15 protein-coding genes are annotated in these 18,424 nt (G+C 42.8%); 7 read left to right on the top strand and 8 right to left on the bottom strand.

Annotated features, from left to right (window positions below):
- The first annotated feature begins 5 nt into the window (after positions 1-5).
- The 5 genes from gmd (at position 6) to VLA77_00930 (ending at position 6,235) form a co-directional block, all read left to right on the top strand.
- On the top strand, positions 6-1,061 hold the full coding sequence (gene gmd / locus VLA77_00950; GenBank protein ID HSE29137.1) for a GDP-mannose 4,6-dehydratase: 1,056 nt from the start codon (positions 6-8) through the stop codon (positions 1,059-1,061).
- Positions 1,058-2,224, top strand: coding sequence for a DegT/DnrJ/EryC1/StrS aminotransferase family protein (locus VLA77_00945; protein ID HSE29136.1), 1,167 nt, complete (start codon positions 1,058-1,060; stop codon positions 2,222-2,224). Before gmd ends, VLA77_00945 begins: the two co-directional genes overlap by 4 nt.
- A gap of 1 nt (position 2,225) precedes the next feature.
- Positions 2,226-3,155 (top strand): GDP-L-fucose synthase, encoded by a 930-nt coding sequence (locus VLA77_00940; GenBank protein ID HSE29135.1) that lies wholly within the window; start codon positions 2,226-2,228, stop codon positions 3,153-3,155.
- Positions 3,156-3,221: 66 nt separating this feature from the next.
- Entirely contained in the window at positions 3,222-4,118 is an 897-nt protein-coding gene (locus tag VLA77_00935) for an FkbM family methyltransferase (protein HSE29134.1), read from the top strand.
- Positions 4,118-6,235 carry a hypothetical protein gene (locus tag VLA77_00930; GenBank protein HSE29133.1) on the top strand — a complete coding sequence of 706 codons (2,118 nt, stop codon included), beginning with the start codon at positions 4,118-4,120 and terminating at the stop codon, positions 6,233-6,235. Before VLA77_00935 ends, VLA77_00930 begins: the two co-directional genes overlap by 1 nt.
- Positions 6,236-6,240: 5 nt before the next feature.
- On the opposite strand, the gene VLA77_00925 is transcribed toward VLA77_00930, so the two are convergent.
- The 4 genes from VLA77_00925 to VLA77_00910 form a co-directional block, all read right to left on the bottom strand.
- On the bottom strand, positions 6,241-7,011 hold the full coding sequence (locus VLA77_00925; protein HSE29132.1) for a methyltransferase domain-containing protein: 771 nt from the start codon (positions 7,009-7,011) through the stop codon (positions 6,241-6,243).
- Positions 7,012-7,199: 188 nt separating this feature from the next.
- On the bottom strand, positions 7,200-7,856 hold the full coding sequence (locus tag VLA77_00920) for an NUDIX hydrolase (GenBank protein ID HSE29131.1): 657 nt from the start codon (positions 7,854-7,856) through the stop codon (positions 7,200-7,202).
- Between the two features lie 74 nt (positions 7,857-7,930).
- Positions 7,931-9,082 carry a glycosyltransferase gene (locus tag VLA77_00915; protein HSE29130.1) on the bottom strand — a complete coding sequence of 384 codons (1,152 nt, stop codon included), beginning with the start codon at positions 9,080-9,082 and terminating at the stop codon, positions 7,931-7,933.
- A 1-nt stretch (position 9,083) separates the two neighbouring features.
- The gene (locus VLA77_00910; protein ID HSE29129.1) at positions 9,084-10,382 is read right to left on the bottom strand and encodes an oligosaccharide flippase family protein; all 1,299 of its coding nucleotides are present in this window, start codon (positions 10,380-10,382) and stop codon (positions 9,084-9,086) included.
- A gap of 78 nt (positions 10,383-10,460) precedes the next feature.
- Here VLA77_00910 and VLA77_00905 point away from each other — a divergent pair, with 78 nt between their 5' ends.
- On the top strand, positions 10,461-11,420 hold the full coding sequence (locus tag VLA77_00905; protein ID HSE29128.1) for a glycosyltransferase family 2 protein: 960 nt from the start codon (positions 10,461-10,463) through the stop codon (positions 11,418-11,420).
- On the opposite strand, the gene VLA77_00900 is transcribed toward VLA77_00905, so the two are convergent.
- A complete protein-coding gene (locus VLA77_00900) occupies positions 11,417-12,364 on the bottom strand; it encodes a UDP-glucuronic acid decarboxylase family protein (protein ID HSE29127.1) in 948 nt (315 codons plus the stop codon). The two genes, VLA77_00905 and VLA77_00900, sit on opposite strands and share 4 nt — an antisense overlap.
- On the bottom strand, positions 12,364-13,665 hold the full coding sequence (locus VLA77_00895; protein ID HSE29126.1) for a UDP-glucose/GDP-mannose dehydrogenase family protein: 1,302 nt from the start codon (positions 13,663-13,665) through the stop codon (positions 12,364-12,366). Before VLA77_00895 ends, VLA77_00900 begins: the two co-directional genes overlap by 1 nt.
- A gap of 49 nt (positions 13,666-13,714) precedes the next feature.
- Between VLA77_00895 and VLA77_00890 the strand changes: the two genes are divergently transcribed.
- A complete protein-coding gene (locus tag VLA77_00890; GenBank protein HSE29125.1) occupies positions 13,715-14,842 on the top strand; it encodes a UDP-N-acetylglucosamine 2-epimerase in 1,128 nt (375 codons plus the stop codon).
- On the opposite strand, the gene VLA77_00885 is transcribed toward VLA77_00890, so the two are convergent.
- Positions 14,835-16,085: a glycosyltransferase family 1 protein gene (locus VLA77_00885; GenBank protein HSE29124.1), complete on the bottom strand. Its 1,251-nt coding sequence runs from the start codon at positions 16,083-16,085 to the stop codon at positions 14,835-14,837. The two genes, VLA77_00890 and VLA77_00885, sit on opposite strands and share 8 nt — an antisense overlap.
- Complete coding sequence (locus VLA77_00880; protein ID HSE29123.1) at positions 16,075-18,423, bottom strand: glycosyltransferase; 2,349 nt, start codon at positions 18,421-18,423, stop codon at positions 16,075-16,077. Before VLA77_00880 ends, VLA77_00885 begins: the two co-directional genes overlap by 11 nt.
- Position 18,424 lies beyond the last annotated feature (1 nt).

Below are 18,424 nucleotides of genomic sequence, written 5' to 3'. Positions count from 1 at the left end.
GAAATATGAAAAGAAAAGTTGCCATAATTACCGGAATCACTGGGCAGGATGGATCTTATTTAGCTGAACTACTACTTGAAAAGGGCTATGATGTACACGGAATTATTCGCCGCGCTTCGACTTTTAACACCAGCAGAATTGATCACGTTTTTCAGGATCCACACGAAAGTCACAAACGCTTAACTTTGCATTATGGTGACATCTCTGATGGCAGCAACCTCTCTCGCTTAATTGAACGCTTAAAACCAGATGAAATCTACAACCTCGCAGCTCAGAGTCACGTGCGCGTGAGCTTTGATATTCCAGAATACACTGGCGACGTGACAGGTTTAGGCGCTCTGCGCTTACTTGACGCAATCCGCGAAGCTGGCGTTAAAACTAAGTTCTACCAAGCATCTTCTTCTGAGATGTTTGGTTTGGTTCAAGAAGTTCCACAAAAAGAAACCACTCCTTTTTACCCGCGCTCGCCTTACGGTGTGGCGAAAGTTTACGGCCACTGGATTACAGTAAACTACCGTGAAAGCTACGACTTATTTGCATGTAGCGGAATTTTATTTAACCATGAGTCACCTCGCCGCGGCGAAACCTTTGTGACTCGCAAAATTACACGTGGGCTAGCGCGAATTAAGCTTGGACTAGACGAAACTCTTTATCTTGGAAATCTTGAAGCTAAACGCGACTGGGGCCACGCCAAAGACTACGTCGAGGCCATGTGGATGATGCTTCAGCAAGACAAGCCTGACGATTACGTTGTGTCGACCGGTGAAACACACACCGTACGCGAATTTGTAGAAATCGCCGCACGCCTACTCGACTTTAAACTCGAATGGCGCGGTAAGGGTATCGACGAAGTTGGAATCGACGTGCGATCAGGTAAAGAAATCATTAAAATTGATCCGATTTACTTTAGACCTGCAGAAGTTGATTTACTGATTGGCGACTCCAGTAAGGCCCGCAAAAAACTTGGCTGGACACCAAAAATATCATTCGAACAATTGGTCGAAGAGATGGTTATTGCCGACCACGAAAAAGAATCGCTAAAAAAGGAGATTGCACAATGATCAAGCTGATTAAATCCGGTTTTTACAACGAGGCCGAAACAAAAAAAGCATTGGCGGATTTTATTTTAAATACCGAAATGCTCAGCATGAACGTTCAATGTAAGACTTTTGAAGAATCTTTTGCTAAAAAACAAGGTCGTAAATACGCGGTTTACGTTAGCAACGGAAGTGTAGCTAACTTGCTTTTGATCCAGAGCATGCTTAACCTTGGACACTTTAAAAAAGGTGACAAAATTGGTTTTTCGGCGCTCACATGGCCAACTAACCCAATGCCATTAATTCAGCTAGGTCTAGTTCCCGTCGCTATAGACTGCAACCTCGAGACCCTTAACGTTTCCCCAGAAAACTTAAAACAATATATCGGCGATTTACGCGGCCTATTTTTGACCAACGTGCTTGGTTTCTGCGACAACCTACCAGCGATTAAGCAACTCTGTGACGAGAATGACGTAATTTTACTTGAGGACAACTGCGAATCTTTAGGATCAAAAACTGGCGGAACTTTGTTGGGCAACTTTGGCTTAGCCTCTACTTTCTCATTTTTTGTCGGTCACCACATGTCGACGATCGAAGGCGGCATGGTCTGCACCGACGATAAAGATCTGTACGAAATGCTAGTTATGGGTCGCGCGCACGGCTGGGATCGCAATCTTGCACCAGAAACCCAAGAAAAGCTTCGTGCAAGCAGTGGCGCTGACGAATTTTACGCCAAATACACCTTTTACGATTTAGCTTCTAACTTTAGGCCAACTGAAATTAACGGATTTATTGGAAATCAACAGATTGGTTTTTGGGACGAAATTGTAGGCAAGCGCGTAGCGAACTTTAAAAAATTTGTTGAAGCTATAAACGCCAACGACGATTTTTACACATATAAGCTGGACCACATGGAAATTCCGTCAAACTTCGCAATGCCAGTTATCTGTAAAAATCCTGAACTTGCAGCTAAATATAAGCAGAAGTTCAGCGATGCCCAGGTTGAAATCCGCCCAGTAATTGCCGGCAATATGACCAAGCAACCTTTTTACCAAAAGTACGTGCAGGACCTGGCACCGCGGCCAAACAGTGACCTGATTCACGCAAACGGATTTTACTTTGGTAACAATCCAGAGATGACAGACGAAGAAATTGACACACTATGTAACCTTCTTGCAAAGGACTAAGATGGACAAATCAGCAAAAATTTTTGTAGCTGGGCATCGCGGAATGGTTGGGTCGGCGATTGTGCGGGAGCTTAAAAATAAGGGTTACACCAACATAATTACTAAAACTCGCGACGAGCTAAACCTGCTTGATCAAAAGGTGGTAAATGACTTTTTTGCCAGCGAAAAACCAGAATATGTAGTGGACTCAGCCGCTAAAGTCGGCGGGATCAAAGCCAACATGACTTATCCTGCGGAATTTTTGTACGAAAACTTGGTTATTCAAAATAACTTGATCTGGGCCGCTAAAGAAGCTGGGGTCAAAAAGTTTTTGTTTTTAGGAAGCTCATGCATTTACCCGCGTCAATCACCGCAGCCAATGAAAGAAGAATACTTTTTAGACGGCAAACCTGAGCCAACTAACGAGGGATACGCGATTGCTAAAATCGCTGGCATGAAACTCTGTGAGTACATTTACACTGAGTTTAACCAAAAATTCATATCTTGCATGCCTACCAATATATATGGAGAAAATGATAATTTTGATCCTGAAACTTCGCACGTTGTGCCCTCTCTTTTGCGCCGAATTCACGAAGCAAAAGTTAGTAACACGCCCGAGGTCGTTATCTGGGGTACAGGCGTTAGCCGCCGCGAATTCTTGCACGTCGATGATCTTGCCGAAGCTTGCGTTTGGATGCTAGAGAGTTACAATGACAAGCAGTTCTTAAACGTTGGTACAGGTGAAGACATTTCAATTAAAGAACTTGCTGAGACCATTCAGAAGCTTGTTGGCTACCAAGGCAAACTAGTGTTCGATGCGACAAAGCCAGACGGCATGCCAAAAAAATTACTCGACGTCAGCAAGCTCAAAGACGCGGGTTGGACTTATAAAATTAAGTTCGAAGACGGTCTAAAGCGAACCTACGACTGGTACTTAAAAAATATCGCCTAAATTCTCGGAGCCGATTTGTTTGTAGAAGTTCTAAACAAGTTTAAAAATCTAAAGAGCACAGCAGGAATGCGCATTATTAAGGGCGCACGTAAGATTCTTGTAAATACGCCGGTCAACGACTGGATTATTGCAGGCGTTGTGCGAGAGTGGATTTACAAATTTACGAACAAGGGTGGGATTGTTGAGGTTGAATATCTCACAATAAAGTTACGACTACCTGGTCACGATTTTGGCTTGGCGCCTGGGCTTTTGGGCGGCTATTACGAAAAGCTTCAGCTCACCATTTATGCCGAACTAGCAAAAAAAGCTGATGTAATTATTGATGTCGGAGCAAATATTGGACTTTACAGTTCAATTGGGGCAAAAAACCTAAAAAAAAGTTCGAAACTAATAGCCTTCGAACCAATTCCAGATAACATCGATCTATTAAAATCCAACTTACAACTTAATGGATTACAAGACAAGGTCACGATTGTACCGAAAGCTTTGGGCGAAGACGACCGCAAGTTAGAGCTTTATCTTTCTAGCAAAAGTATCGGCAATCACTCGGCTGGCGGATCGGGCGCACGGGGATATGGAGATGTCCTTGAGGTCGATCAAACAACTATAGATGCATATACAAATAAAGCCAAACTTAAAACCGTCGATTTGATAAAAATTGATGTCGAGGGCTACGACGGCTACGTTCTTAAAGGCGGACTTAAAACCATCGCGAAATATCATCCAGCTCTAATGATCGAGTGTATTCCAGAGCTCTTAGACCGCTGCAATTTTGATTACCGAACTTTTGGCGAAATGCTATTTAAGAACTACAAGCATCGTTACGTAATTGATGAAGCAAATTCTAAAATCGAAAAAATAACCGCCAAAACCGTAGATGACTTTTTGGAAAAAATAAAAAATACCAATTTACTTCTGGTTCAGCATGAACATCATAAAAAAATTATCGACAACTTGCTGTAATGAATAGCGCTCATTCTACGCTGCAAAAACACAAAAATCTAATTGGCACCTTAGTTGCGACGGCAATTTTAGTTATAGGCATATGCTTTTTTTATTTAGGTAAGAGCACGTTCAGTTGCAATGACACTCTGGCGTCTGGCCCCGGCGACCAGACCGGCTTAGTTTGGTTGGGGAGCGTGGGCACCGGACCTTTTTGGGGTTCTACAACAATTAGCAACGCTCCGTTCGGCGAAGTTCTAAATTCTCCGGTTCACATTACAAGCGCAATTGTATACACCTTATTCTGGCTAGTTTCATTAATCGTCGGGCCAGTTTGCAGCTACAACTTACTTACTGCCGGAGGTCTTTTGTTATCCGGTTTAACTGTGTTTTGGTTCGTACGATGGTTATGCAAACGCAACGATGTCGCAATTTTTGCCAGCTTTGCAGCAACTCTCACACCCTACTTACAGATTAAAACCGGCGTTCATCCTTCATACGCATTTTTTGGTGTTCTGGTTTTAATAATTTGGTTAATGCTAAGCCTATACAAACAGCCTACAATCAAAAAAGGCATTGGGCTTGGTTTAGTTATGACTTCTTTGTTCTATATTGATCCGTATTTTATTTTGCTTGGCGGACTTATTTTTACATGTGCAATACTGGTTTTCGTCGGCGCTATCGCGTACAAGCTTTGTAAAAAAGATGGCTTTAAAACCTACGTGCCTTTTCTGAGGAATGTTCTAATATCGGGATTAATCACGTTAACGTTTGGACTAGCACCGCTTGCAATTGTCCAAAAAGTCAACAGTACACAAATAAATAACGAGGTTAGCAGTGCGCGAGGGGACATTAAAGCTGAGGTCAAAATATATAGTGCTCGACCGTCCGAATATCTACCCCCGAATTACCTCCACCCATACCTCAGTTCGCAAAATCTGCCACTGCCAGGCACGTTAGTCCGTAAGGACCACGGCTCCAACAAATCCGAAGACGTCTTATCGATTAGTATCGTGGTTCTATTTGTTTCGGTAGCCACAGTAGCTTTGGCTGTATTTTATAGCTTTAAATACAAAGAGTTCAAAGACAACTTTGTGTTACCCGTTTTACTCCTGAGTTTTATCGGCTTAATAGCGCTTTTAACAAGCTTTCCGCCCAACTTATCCGGAATGATTATGCCGTCCGAAATAATAACCAACTACACAGCAGTTTGGCGCGTTTTTGCGCGCCTTGGGCTTGTTGTAATAATCTGTCTCGTAATAATTGCTGCCGTAGGTATTGCCAGTGCAACTCAGCACATCAAAAAAACTTGGCGCATACTGGCTATCGGCTTTCTTATTCTAGTAGTTGGCTTCGAATATCTGACGTTTATTCCATTCAACGACACTCGATCATGGTCATATTCCGAAGTTAATAAGTTTTATTATTGGCTCAAGCAACAAAACGATGTTGATACAATTGCCGAGTATCCTCTCAACGAATCAGGGAGTGCGAATGATTCTGTTGCGTATTTTCGTGATCAGTTTGTTCATGGAAAAAAACTTATAAACTCTTTTAGGGCAGGTAACGCACATGCTGTTTTACGAAATGGTTTACGTGATTTATCTGATCCCCAAACTGCACCAGCACTTGCAGCCTTAGGCGTGGATATTGTTGTGGTTCACACACAAAATAAGGTAGATATGCCCGCCCTACCTGGTCTAGAAAAGATTATCTGGGACGATAGTCATGGTGAGCAAAACGGCCAGCTTTTCGCTTACAAAGTTGTTGCGCACCAAGATGCAGATAATTTGCTAGCTGTGCCTGGGGTAGGTTTTGAGAAGTCGGTACTTTTTAATCAAAATTACACCGAAGCTGCCTATGTTCTTAAAAAATCTGCCGAGATTGCAATCTTTGACCTCAAAAGTGGTAAAGTTGCGTCAGCCACAGGCAACAAGCTTTTGAGTTTTAGGCTAGCGGCAAGCGCTGACGGTGCGGATTTTAGTTTGGCTCAAGAAAATCAAATTATCTGGCAAGGATTAGCCCAAACGAGCCCAACCCAGGTTGAAGTTTTGGTAGATATAAACAAACCTATTTCGCTAAATTATCTGGGCAAGGAACAGCCTAGTATTATTATTGACAATATAGATTTAAAATAGCCAAGCTATGCTTTTTCTAGAACAATATGAAAACGTGTGGCAAAACGACGATCTGGATTTAGATCGATTAAGTACCCCAAAACATTATTAAGCACAAATGCAAATGGGCTAGCTAGCAAATAAACAGGCCTTAGAAAAATAGGCGATTCAAGAACTTTTCGCACAAACCATTGGTTGGCTAGAGACGCTTGAGTTGTGCCAAAACCAGTATTGTGATAAAAGTTTTTTATTTCTAGGCCATTCTTTTTTGCAATGTACTTAAAGTAGTCTGGTGTATACCTATGAAAGTCCATCTTGTGCTCGCGGTACAAAAAAGGCACAGTTAAAATAATTTTGCCTTTTGGTTTAACCACTCGGGCGGCTTCTTTAAAAAATGCTTCGGGATCGTCGATGTGCTCAAGAACCTCAAAGCTAATGTGGTTGTCAAAACTATTATTCTTAAATGGCAAGTCTGTTGCGCTGCAAGTTTTATCTAGTTTGTGTCTGTGGCTGCGACCCATAAAAATCGCACCTGCGTTACCGAACTTGTTTGGAATATCACTAAATCCCTCAAACTCATCGTCCCAGCTTGAATAATCCGTGGCTATATATTCACTAACATTGGGATACTCGGCGATAATATGCTGCTTCCTAGATCCATCGCCAGCGCCAACTTCGAGCACACGACCGCTAATATCTTTAAGGATCACAGCATTACCCTGTTTCAATTTTTTATGCTCAAGCCAGTGTGGGTAAATTGGCAAATTAACTACGAGTTTTACAAAAAAATCAGTCATAAGAACTTTTATTATATCTTACAAAACTTTAATAAGCTACGCCACCGTCAAGCAAAATCACAGAAGGACATCATGATTTATGCTTTTATCGGTATTGCGGAGGTGCCGTGACTTTCTTTGCAGAATTGAAAACGCCCCGAGCGATGAGCTCGAGGCGTTTTCGGCATTACTTGTTGTGCTCTTTCCCGTCAGCCGGCGATGACGCCAGCCAGTCGGTTGCGGATGCGCGTGATGCGTGACGGGAAGATCTCGTTGTAGACCTGCCAGATGACGGGATGGAGCCGACCGGCATCGAGGAGCTCGCTGAGATCACTGCGAGTGTAGGCCAACAGGCCCGCACCCTTGATGTACTCGTTGGCGTCCAGTCCGCTCCAGGCGGACATTGCCTCGAGCGGACTGATTTGCGCCTTGAACATGAAGCAGAGGTTGTCGCTGCCGGCTCTCCGCGGCTCCTGCTGGCGCTCGCTCCAGTGGTATCGTGGCATCCAGTTCAGCGACGCGAGCCGCCAGCTGTCGAGCCGAAGCCCGGTTTCGCGCTGAACGATCCGCTGGATTGCCCCGAGAGACGTCTCGCCGGCATGAACCCGGCCGCCAATCCACCACAGCCCACGCATGGGCAGGTTACGGCGTGTCGCGAGGTAGATCGTCTTGACCAAAGGGTCGTAGAACACGACGTCGGCGCAGACAATCACCGTCTTGTCGAGCAGCTCGGCGTAGGCACCATCGCTGATGTAACCACCGGCCATCTCATGACCAGGCTCCTGTTCGAACAGGACGCTCGGACCGAAGATCTCCTCCTCCACGACGCGCGTGCGTCGCAGATCCGAGTAATCGAAAACTTCCATTCTTCGCCACCTTCTGAGCCTAGGCTCATAGAAGTAGTATTGCCGAATTTAAATACTATACCACAAGATTAAAACTATTCAACGATTCCAATGTTTTCCATTGCTTTTTTGAGCGTCACATTCCAGTCAAATTCTTTCGCCACCTTCATAGCTGACTGCTGCGCTGCCCACCATTTCTTCTCGTCGTTAAGCAGAGTTTTTAAAGGTTTTGCAAAAGCTTTTGGATCTTCGTCTACCACAAAAGCCGCGCCAGCCTTTTGTAGTTCTTGTGCATTATTTGGCACATCAGTTAAAACAATTGGCAAACCCGCACCCAAGTAAGCTTTTAACTTGCCGGCATCAGCAAATTGAACAAAGTTCTCTTCGTGCTTATAAGGAGCGGCGGCCAACATCCCCGAAGCTAGAATAGATTCAACGTCTTTATGATCTTTAACAAAACCATGAAAAGTTACATTCTTTTCGATGCCTAAATCTTTGGCCTGCTTTTTAAGATCTTCGAGCAACGGACCAGCCCCAATAATCTCGGCTTTTACTTTTTCGCCATCATCCACCAAAATCTTAATTGCATCGATTAGAGTAGCGACTCCTTGGCGCTCTACCAAATGGCCCAGGTAAACGACCTTCTTATCTTTAAAAGCAGATTTTTGCACTTTTGGAGTTCGATCCAACCACGCGCCCATCGGCACAACCTGAGTTGGCGCGATTGCGTCTGCAGACAAGCCCAAATACTCATTACGCCCCGTAACACCAACCGGCGAAAGCTCTACGCGCGCGTTGGATTTTTTGACCGCCATTTTGTCGGCTGCATTATAAGCTTTAGTTGCAAGCGAATCCTTACCAAAACGATCAGCAAAAAAATCCACTGCCCAGTAAACAACTTTGTCAGTGCGCCCCCATTTTCGTTGCTCTAAACCGCGCAGAACTGCCAAGTTATTAAAGCCAAACCAAACTGTGGTTTTTTTGGGAATAGCCGGAACTACAAGATCAAACGGATACGTAAAAGGCGGCTTGTGGGGTAGTCGATAAGATTTTTCAGTCTTTTTGCCGTTAGCATATTCGGTAATGATATGTAAGTTGTCGCCCTCTGGTACAAGCGGGTGAGCGATTGTAGTAACACGTTTTGCTTTGTGTTTTATTAAGTAATCACGTAGAGCCTGGGCAGGTCCATCAGCGTATCCGTTAGAAACTATAGTAAAAGTTGATTCATTGATTTTTCGGGATTTCATATTACTCCTTGGTTTCCAGATTAATTTTGCTCGTAAGCACTCGGCTCACGCGCGGCCATACACTCAATGTCACAACAAGCAGCGTCACCGTAACTATACTCGAGCCGATCATGTTTATGACAATTTGCTCGCTAGTAGAGTGGTTGAATGTCGAAAGACCAAAAAAAGTCACCACTCCAATAACCGATATGAACAAACTCGCAATACTGCGAATCGAAAGCATGTAATAAAATAGTATGTTAGCGATCGACATAAGTAAAATAGCAAGCGAAAGTTCAGGTAAGAGATAGGCGTAATCAATGTAGCGCGATCCAACCATTAGGCTTACGATTTGTGGTGCAAACGCCCAAAAGACCACCGCAACGAACGCGCCAAGCCCAATAACTAAAGTAAACGATCGCTTTAAGGTTTTTTCGCGTTGTTTCCATTCGCTATGAACGGCAGGCAAAAGTACAGTTGCAAATGGCAGAGTCAAAAAGAAGATAATTCGAGCGATGGAGGCAATTCCAGCATATGCTCCAGCTTCTTCGGGACTTTGATAGTGCTTAACCAGCAAAATATCACCGGAATAAAGTAAGGTTATACTTAAGCTCACTACAATTACCATAGCGGTATATCTGAGTTCCACTTTTAAGACTTTCCAGTTTGGTAGGCGCTCCTTAAACAGCTCCGTTAACCGTGGCACATCGTACCGCATTCGGGCAAAAGTTAACGCCGCAAACTGGCCTAAAAGCACTGCCAAGGCCGCACCAATCGCCCCCCAACCAAGGAAAACCAAAAAAACAGCTAAGATCAATTTACCTGCCGCACCAACCAAGCCAAATGCGTTCATGGCGGTAAAATTTTGCCTTGCCTGCAAATATGAATTCCAAAAAACCACCGGCACTCCAGCTATAAAGGCCGCAAGCGTAATTAAGAGCGGCCAAACTGACGGGAAGTGAAAGAAATTTGTGACCCACATAGAACAAATTGCCACAGTCAGACTAACCCCAATCGCAATATAAAGCGTAAGTTTTTGCAGCTCAAAAATAAAACGCTCGCCGTGCTTGTTGCGTTTACTACTTGCGATCAAGACGACTGACACAATATTGATGGCGCCGAAAATTAACGAAGCCTGAGTAAGAAGCGAGACAAGAGTTTGAATCTCGCCAAATTCTTCGATCGAGAGCATGCGCGCCATGATCGGATAATAGAAGTAGCTAAAGGCTGAGGTTAAAATGGAACCAAAAAAAACAATAATATTGTTGCGCAAAAAGGTATTTTTTTTCCAATGGCCGCGAAGGTTTTGCGATAAATTCATATTTTATATCTTAGCACAGAAGTTAAAGCTCGCAGGTTTGCAAAGTTGCTGTTATTATGTAAAAAGTAGGAGTTTAAAGTGAAAAGCGAACAATCTAAACTTATTAGCGTTATCATCCCAGTAAAAGATGAGCAAGATGGCCTAGTTTGGCTACACGAAACTTTAATCAAATCTTTAAAATCTCTTAAACCTCACAGTTTTGAGGTAATTTACGTTAATGACGGCAGCGTTGATAAGTCTCAAGAAGTTCTACAGAGCCTTAAGCCGCAAGAAAAAATCAGCGTCCAGATAATCGAATTTTCGCGCAACTTCGGCAAAGAGGCAGCCCTTAGTGCCGGTCTGGCAATTTGTAAAGGCGACGGAGCAATTTTTGTCGATGCCGATGGTCAATACCCAGTTGAACTAATTGGCAAATTTATAGAAAAATGGCAAAGGGGCGCCGATGTAGTAATTGGTGTGCGCGACAAAAACCAAAAAGAAGGATTTGTAAAACGCTACGGATCAAAGGCTTATTACTCAATTACCCGCCAAATATCAGAAAGAGAAGTCGTACCAAAATCAACCGACTTCAGACTGGTTGACCGCAAGGTCATAGACGAATTTAATAAGTTTAAAGAAAACGACCGCATTGCACGTGGCTTAATCGACTGGCTAGGCTATCGCCGTGATTACGTTTATTTTGACGCCAACGAACGCAAGTTCGGCAAAGCCAGCTACAATTTTAAAAAACTTACTAAAACGGCAATTAACTCCTTCGTGTCGCTAAGTGCCGTACCGCTTTACATTTCGGGGTACGTGGGGCTTTTGTTTATCTTTTTGGGCACTGGTGCCGGACTTTTTTGGCTAATCGAACAGGTAATTTTAGGTGATCCTATGCGGCTGCACATTACCGGAACCGCAGTTCTTGGTTTTGTAATTCTGTTTTTAGTTGGCATGGTTTTGGCCGCACAAGGCCTCATCGGCGTTTATATCGCGCGCGTCTTAAACGAGAGCCAGGGTCGTCCGCTTTACGTTGTTCGTCAAATTACTAAAAACTAGACCCCAAGCTCACCTTTAAAATAGACTATGGTCGGTTTTAAGCCTTGTTGTAGATTAACTTTTGGTTGCCAATTAAGCAGCTTTTTTGCCAGCTCAATATTAGGTTGTCTGCGTGTCGGATCGTCGGGCGGCAAGGGCATATGAACCATTTTAGATTTACTGCCAGTCTGCTTTAAAACTTCGTCAGCCAACTCTTTGACTGTAAACTCATCTGGATTTCCAACATTTACAGGACCTTCGACATCGCTCTCCATCAACGCAATTATCCCTGCTACCTGATCGTCTACGTAGCAAAAACTGCGAGTCTGTTGGCCTTCGCCATAAAGTGTTATTGGATCTCCTTTTAGCGCCTGGATTATAAAGTTAGAAACAACCCTGCCATCTTGTGGATCCATATGTGGTCCATAGGTGTTAAAAATTCGTACAATTCCGGTATTTAGGTTTTTTTGGTTTCTATAAACCCAAATTAATGCCTCGCTAAAGCGTTTGGATTCATCGTACATTGATCTATTGCCGTACGAATTAACATTACCCCAGTAGCTTTCAGGTTGCGGGTGCACTAGCGGATCACCATAAACTTCGCTAGTCGAAGTGTGAACATAGCGCGCTTTATTGCTTAGGGCCAGATCAAGCAAAGCTTTAGTTCCGACCGACCCGACCATCAAAGTCTCTATGGCGAGCTCAACATATTTTGGTGGACTCGCCGGGCTAGCCAAATTTAAAATGTATTCGTATTTTTGCGACGTTATCGCAGGTGGTAATGCCTTTGTAATATCACAATTTAAAAATTCAAAATTCTTGTTGGTTTTTAAATCTTTAATATTTTTTTCGCGCCCGGTACAAAGATTGTCGGCGCAAACAACTTTGTAATTTTTATCGAGCAATGCCGCACATAGATTAGTGCCTAAAAATCCAGCCCCTCCCGCCACTAAAACAGTTTTCATTACATCACCTTTCTTCCAACACTGACGTATTTTATGCCTGCGTTTTTAACGTCTTGGGAGTTATACGCGTTGCGCCCATCTACTATTAGTTTGTTTTTTAAACTTAACGCTACCTGTTTAAGGTCGGCAGTTACAAATTCGTCCCATTCAGTCAGCAATAATAAAGCATCGGCATTTTTTGTGGCTTCAATCGCAGTTTTTGCGTAAATTATTTTATCGCCTAAAATTTTCTTAACATTCTCAGCCGCCTCAGGATCATAAGCTACGATATTCGCACCCAACCCAAGTAGGCGAGAAATAATTCCGAGCGGTGGAGATTCACGAATATCATCGGTGTTGGGTTTGAAAGACAACCCCCAAACCGCAAGTTTTTTACCTTTTAAGTCTCCTATGTACTTCGCAACTTTGTCGCAAAATATATCGCGTTGTCGCTCGTTCACCTGCATGACTGCTTCAAGAATTTTAAAGTCATAATCATGCAGTTGCGAACTTGTATGCAACGCCAAAACATCTTTAGGAAAACAGCTTCCACCATAGCCAATGCCAGCCCGCAAAAAACTGCCGCCTATTCGCGGATCAATGCCAATTCCTCGGCGCACATCTTCTACGTTTGCTCCAGTTAACTCACAAATATTGGCGATCTCGTTCATAAAACTGATCTTGGTAGCCAAAAACGAGTTCGCGGCATATTTTGTCATTTCCGATGACGCTTCATCCATAACAATAATTGGCACACCTTGTTGTGCGAACGGAGCATAAAGCCGTTGCATAACCTTTACTGCCTTTGGCGATGAGCTTCCAATTACGATTCGATCTGACTTCATAAAATCTTCTACCGCAAAGCCCTCTTTTAAAAACTCCGGATTAGATACGACATCGAACGGAGTTTTAGTTAAACTCCCCGCAAGCTCTGTGACTTTTGCAGCCGTTCCCACCGGCACCGTACTTTTATTGACCAAGACAGTATATTTCTTGAGTTGCGGCGCAATATGAGTAATTGCACCCAAAAGATAGCTTAAGTCAGCTTCGCCATCACCATTTGGTGGAGTAGGCAGAGCAAAAATGATCGCCTCAGGATCTTTGACTCCTGGGCTTTGGTTTGTAAATTTTAGGCTACCCGACTCAAAGTTTTTTAAAACTAGTTCAGATAAACCAGGCTCGTAGATTGGGATGATCCCTTTTTTTAGATTTGATATTTTTGTTTCATCTATATCAACGCAAGTAACGTCGTGACCGACCTCAGCCAAGCAAGTTCCGGTAACTAAACCAACATAGCCCGTTCCAATTACGCTAATTTTCATGTTTTAAGTATATCATGCAATATATTGCAAAAATTGGTAAACTATATACATGATAGTCATCTTTTATGGAACAAGTGCTGAACTTATTAAAATGTTGGGGATTATAAAAGGCGTACCGCGCGACCAGCAATTACTTATTTGCACTTCGCAACAGAGAAAGCAAATAAGCTACTTCCATGAAATGTCTGGCATTGAGCCTGATATTTACTTATCTCAGGGCTGGAAGGGTGGCGATGTAGTTACCATGACACAAATGCTTCTGACTATGCTCGCAATTCATGGCAACTTCGCAAAACAATTTGGCAAAATTAAAAGTATTATCAAAAAAACAGATAAAAAATATAAAACTAAAAGCATTGTTTTGGTTCATGGCGACACACTCACAACTGTAGTGGGGGCTTACCTCGGTCGAGCATTGGGGTTGCCGGTGGGCCACGTCGAGGCTGGGCTTCGCAGCGGTAGAATCATGCACCCATTCCCAGAAGAAATTGACCGCAGAATAGTTGCCAAAATTGCACGGGTACACTACTCACCAACCAAACGTGCGGTTGATGATCTTAAAAAAGAGAGCACAAAGGGCGAGATTATTAACACGCAGCTAAATACATCTAAGGACGCGTTGGATCAATCTGAAGACTACGTAACCAATGATTTTAAAAAACTTAAGCTACCTACAAAATACGGCTTAGTATCGATACATCGCACCGAACTTTTAGAGCGCAAAGCTGAGCTTAAGCAAATTTTAGAAGCCATATACAGTTACAGTTTAAAATCTGCCTTGCCGCTAGTTTTCGTAGACCATTCTACTACCGAAGAAAAGATTAAAACACTCGGGTTTAATAAATACCTGCAAGGCAAAAATATCGTGCGAATCCCAAAACAACCGTACTTTGACTTCATGCAGATTGTAAAAAATGCCGAGTTCATCGTTACCGACAGTGGTGGCTTACAAGAAGATGCATTTTTTGTTGGTGTGCCGACGATGATCCACCGGCTCGCAACCGAACGCCAAGAAGGCCTTGGCTATAACGTACAACTTTCTGGATTGGACATTAAAAAGGTGATCGACTTTTTGAACAATCCACCTAAAAAAGATCAGTTTAAAGCCGTAGACCAAAAACTATCACCGTCACAAATCGTGATTAGTCATCTACGTAAAAGTAAATTTATTAGCTAATTTTTTCGTATATCTGTTGAGCGCTTTGCTGCCAAGAAACAGGTTTATATTTTTTGGCAATTTTTTCTTCGCGCTTTTTAACTTCACTAGGGTGCGATGCGAAATATGCGATTTTTTCCATACACTCCCGTGAATCAAAAGGAGAGAAATATTCTGTGAAATCTTGCCCCACCTCCGGCAAAGAGCTAGCATCTGAACTTAAGCAAAGTTTGCCATAGTGCAACGATTCATCAACTGGCAAGCCCCAACCTTCGTAAAAACTTGGCTGCACCGTAAACATGCAGTTTTTAAAAACCCATGCCAGACCCTTGTCGTCGATACTGTCAAAGTGTAAAATTAGATCTTTCACCTCCGGATCTTTGCTAATGATGTGTTGGATGTCGTTAACCAACCATCCGGTGCGACCAACCAAAACAATCGGCGGCAGCTTTATGCCCTCGCGCACAGCCTGTTTGTAGGCATAATAAAGAATTGTGTAATTTTTGCGGACTTCGAACGTACCTACGCAAAGAAGAAAATCTTTTATTTTACCGAGCTCAGCCGGTCGAACAGGATTTTTTACGATGTTAAAATCACCGCCTTCGTGAATAACTTCAATCGATGGCGGAACAATGCGACGCGATTCGCAAAATTCCAAAAGATCATTTTTAGTAGACTTAGAAACCGCCAGAATTTTATCGGCAGCAGGCATCAATCGAGAATAGTATGTACTGAAATGATCAGTATCCCATTGCTTGACATAGTTTGGTCGAACAATTGGAATTATGTCATGAACCAAGTAAGTCAGCTTAACGCCAGCGTTCTTTTTGAGCTCGATTAAGTTATCCAAAAAACCGACGTCGCTAAAGGTAGCAGCTACAAAAACTGTATCGCCAGCAATAAACGGATGAGGTACAACTAGTCGACTTGCCGCATCGTTAATCATTAAGTTCTTCTTAATAAAAGTCCTGACCTTACGTGGCGCAATTTTTTTAGCCATTGGTAGTATTTTATTGAGTAGCGAAACGTTCCTGGGCGCACTAGATTTTTTTATTCCACCATAGCCGTCGGCAAAAATATGCAAGGTTTCCGCTGGTAGTTCATTAAAAGCGCGCGCTGACTGATTATACGAGAAAAATTTTACCCTTGGTAATTTAGCTAGATGTTTTGCGACATTATATTCAAGTCGCTCAATTCCGGTAAAACGCCCCTCCCAGTTAAGAAGGTGAGTTAGGTCAACCCAAATTGTACTTTTATTGCTCATAGCTCAGTAACTTCTCTAGTTTTTCACCTTTTTTAATTCCGCCGGCTAGCTTACTGCGCGACAATGTATCATTAGTGTTAGTTTTTTCTATCAAGTGCTGAAGTTTTTCAACATAATACTCATGTAAAATCTTGTCGTCGATAAACTTCTTGCCGGTCAGGCCGATCTGCTCACGCAGTTTATCGTCTTTTACAATTTTCGCCAAAGCTTCGGCAACCTGATTTTGAGATTCAACTTTAATAACGCAATCGTCCGGTAGCTCGGAATACCAACCGATATTTCGCACGATCGAAGGAATTCCAAAGCGCATAGCCTCTAGTGTCACAGAGGAGCTTTCGCCTCGATATTCGTTACGGAAATTTATAATAACATCAACATGCTGCATCCGAGTCTGATATTCCTGATCGGTTAAGTTCGTTGTCAGGCGAATATTATCCACCGACTCTAACCGTTCTAACAGACCAGCCTCAGCAAAGTTAAAGCCAAAAACATCAAAAATGCAGTTTTTAAATCGTTGATCGTTAGCTAAATCCTCGATCATAGTCAAACCTTTTACTCCAGCTAACATTCCGGCAACGCCAATATGAATCTGGTTAACTTTGCGCTCATGCACGTTAAAGCCAGGGTTTTGGTAGGGGAGATCGGCGCGCACAAGCTCAACTTTGCCTTCAAGCAAATCATTAACTGCGTTCTTAGCGTAATCCGAATGCACTATTAATCCTAGCTGCGAGTTAGCAATAGACGTAACATAGCTACTTAATTCATTTTTTACCAAAGCGTTTAATTTTTCTTCTAGCTCAACTCGCCTCTTATCCATAACGCCTTCTTCGCGCAAAAAGCGGTAAACATTGAACATGTGTGTGTCATGAATTATAGCAATTCCTGGCAGCGCCAAAGCGTGCTGGGTAATTATTAAGTGATTTTCGCTATTTCCCATGTGGTAAACGACCGCGTCATATTCACGATAACGCTTGGCGTTAAAGAACTTAACAGGGTAACAGTCCGCCACGTATTTTAAATAGTTAGGACGAATATCTCGATCATCTACAATACTAGCTTCCAAATAGTAATCAATATCAAAGGCGCGGCTCAACGCTGGGTGCATTTGTCCTAACATTTTACCCGGACCGGAGTATCCAGAAGGCGTTGGTCCTAAAATTGCAATTTTTGGCTTAACGATTCCGCGAGCTGGTTTTAAGTTGGCAATCGCGGCATCAAAACGCTGAGCGACATTGTTCCAAGTAAAGTCCGCTTTTATTCGCTGATATTCCTTTTTCATTTCAGCGCTTAGTCCAATCGTTTGAGCTTTTTCAATCGCCACTGTGATACTCTCTGTACTATAAGGGTCGGCGTAATAAAAACCATCATGGGAAATCTCTTTAAAAACTGGGATATCAGAGCAAACTACAGGCTTGCCATGCATAACCGCCTCAAGCATCGGCAGGCCCAAACCTTCGCTTTCAGATGCGAACAATACGCTTTGGCAGTTTTCAAATAGCCAAACTAACTCGGGGTCCTGGACATTACCGGTGAATTTAATACTACCAACGATGCGACGTAGCTCTTGTTGTTCAAAATCGGTATAAAAAGAGGTAGTAACAAGATCAACATCTTGCCCAGTTTTTTCTAGATATTTTGCAAACGCGGCGGCAGAGCGCTGATTATTCTTGCGTAAATCATTCCCCGTCGGCATTAAAACAAACGGTTTTTTAAACTGTTTGCCATAGCTTTTGCTTGGCTCAACATCTATAACAGCGGCGCCGTTAATTGCACTAACACGCGAGCCCTCAATCCCCAAATGCGTAAGCATATCATCGCGCACCGATTCGGATACTGTAAAAATATGGTCAGCCTGCATGATCATCTTGAATTGAGCCAAGTAGTCTTCGACACGCATGCTAGAAAAATATTTATCAGAATAAAGTAGCGGAATAATATCATGCATTAAAATTGTGTTTATAGTTCCGCTAGGGAAGACCGAACAAGCCGGCCACAAAAATAAAGCTGGAATATAAAAGATTGTGTTTTCGGGGTCAAACTGATTTTTTAACACAAATTCATCAAGTAACTGCTTATTAGGCTCTTGAAGTAGATGCACTTTTTTGACATCGCTCGGAATCAGCAGCGCAATATCATGCTGCACGAAATTCGGCATTTCTTTTACAATTAGCTTACGCATAACCGGATTTTTAGGAAGGTTAGTGTTAAAAATTAAATGAATCTCACCCTTGTAAAACTTATGCAAAGCATTTAAAAGTTTAAAAGTAGATTTGCCCATTCCTCTATCCCAGGCGCTACTTTGCAAAACTTGAGCATCAACTAAAATCGTTTTTTTCATA

The organism is Candidatus Saccharimonadales bacterium, from assembly GCA_035457485.1.
Classification (GTDB): Bacteria; Patescibacteriota; Saccharimonadia; order Saccharimonadales; family EFPC-124; genus DATIBO01.
This window is presented reverse-complemented; position numbering and strand designations above follow the sequence as displayed.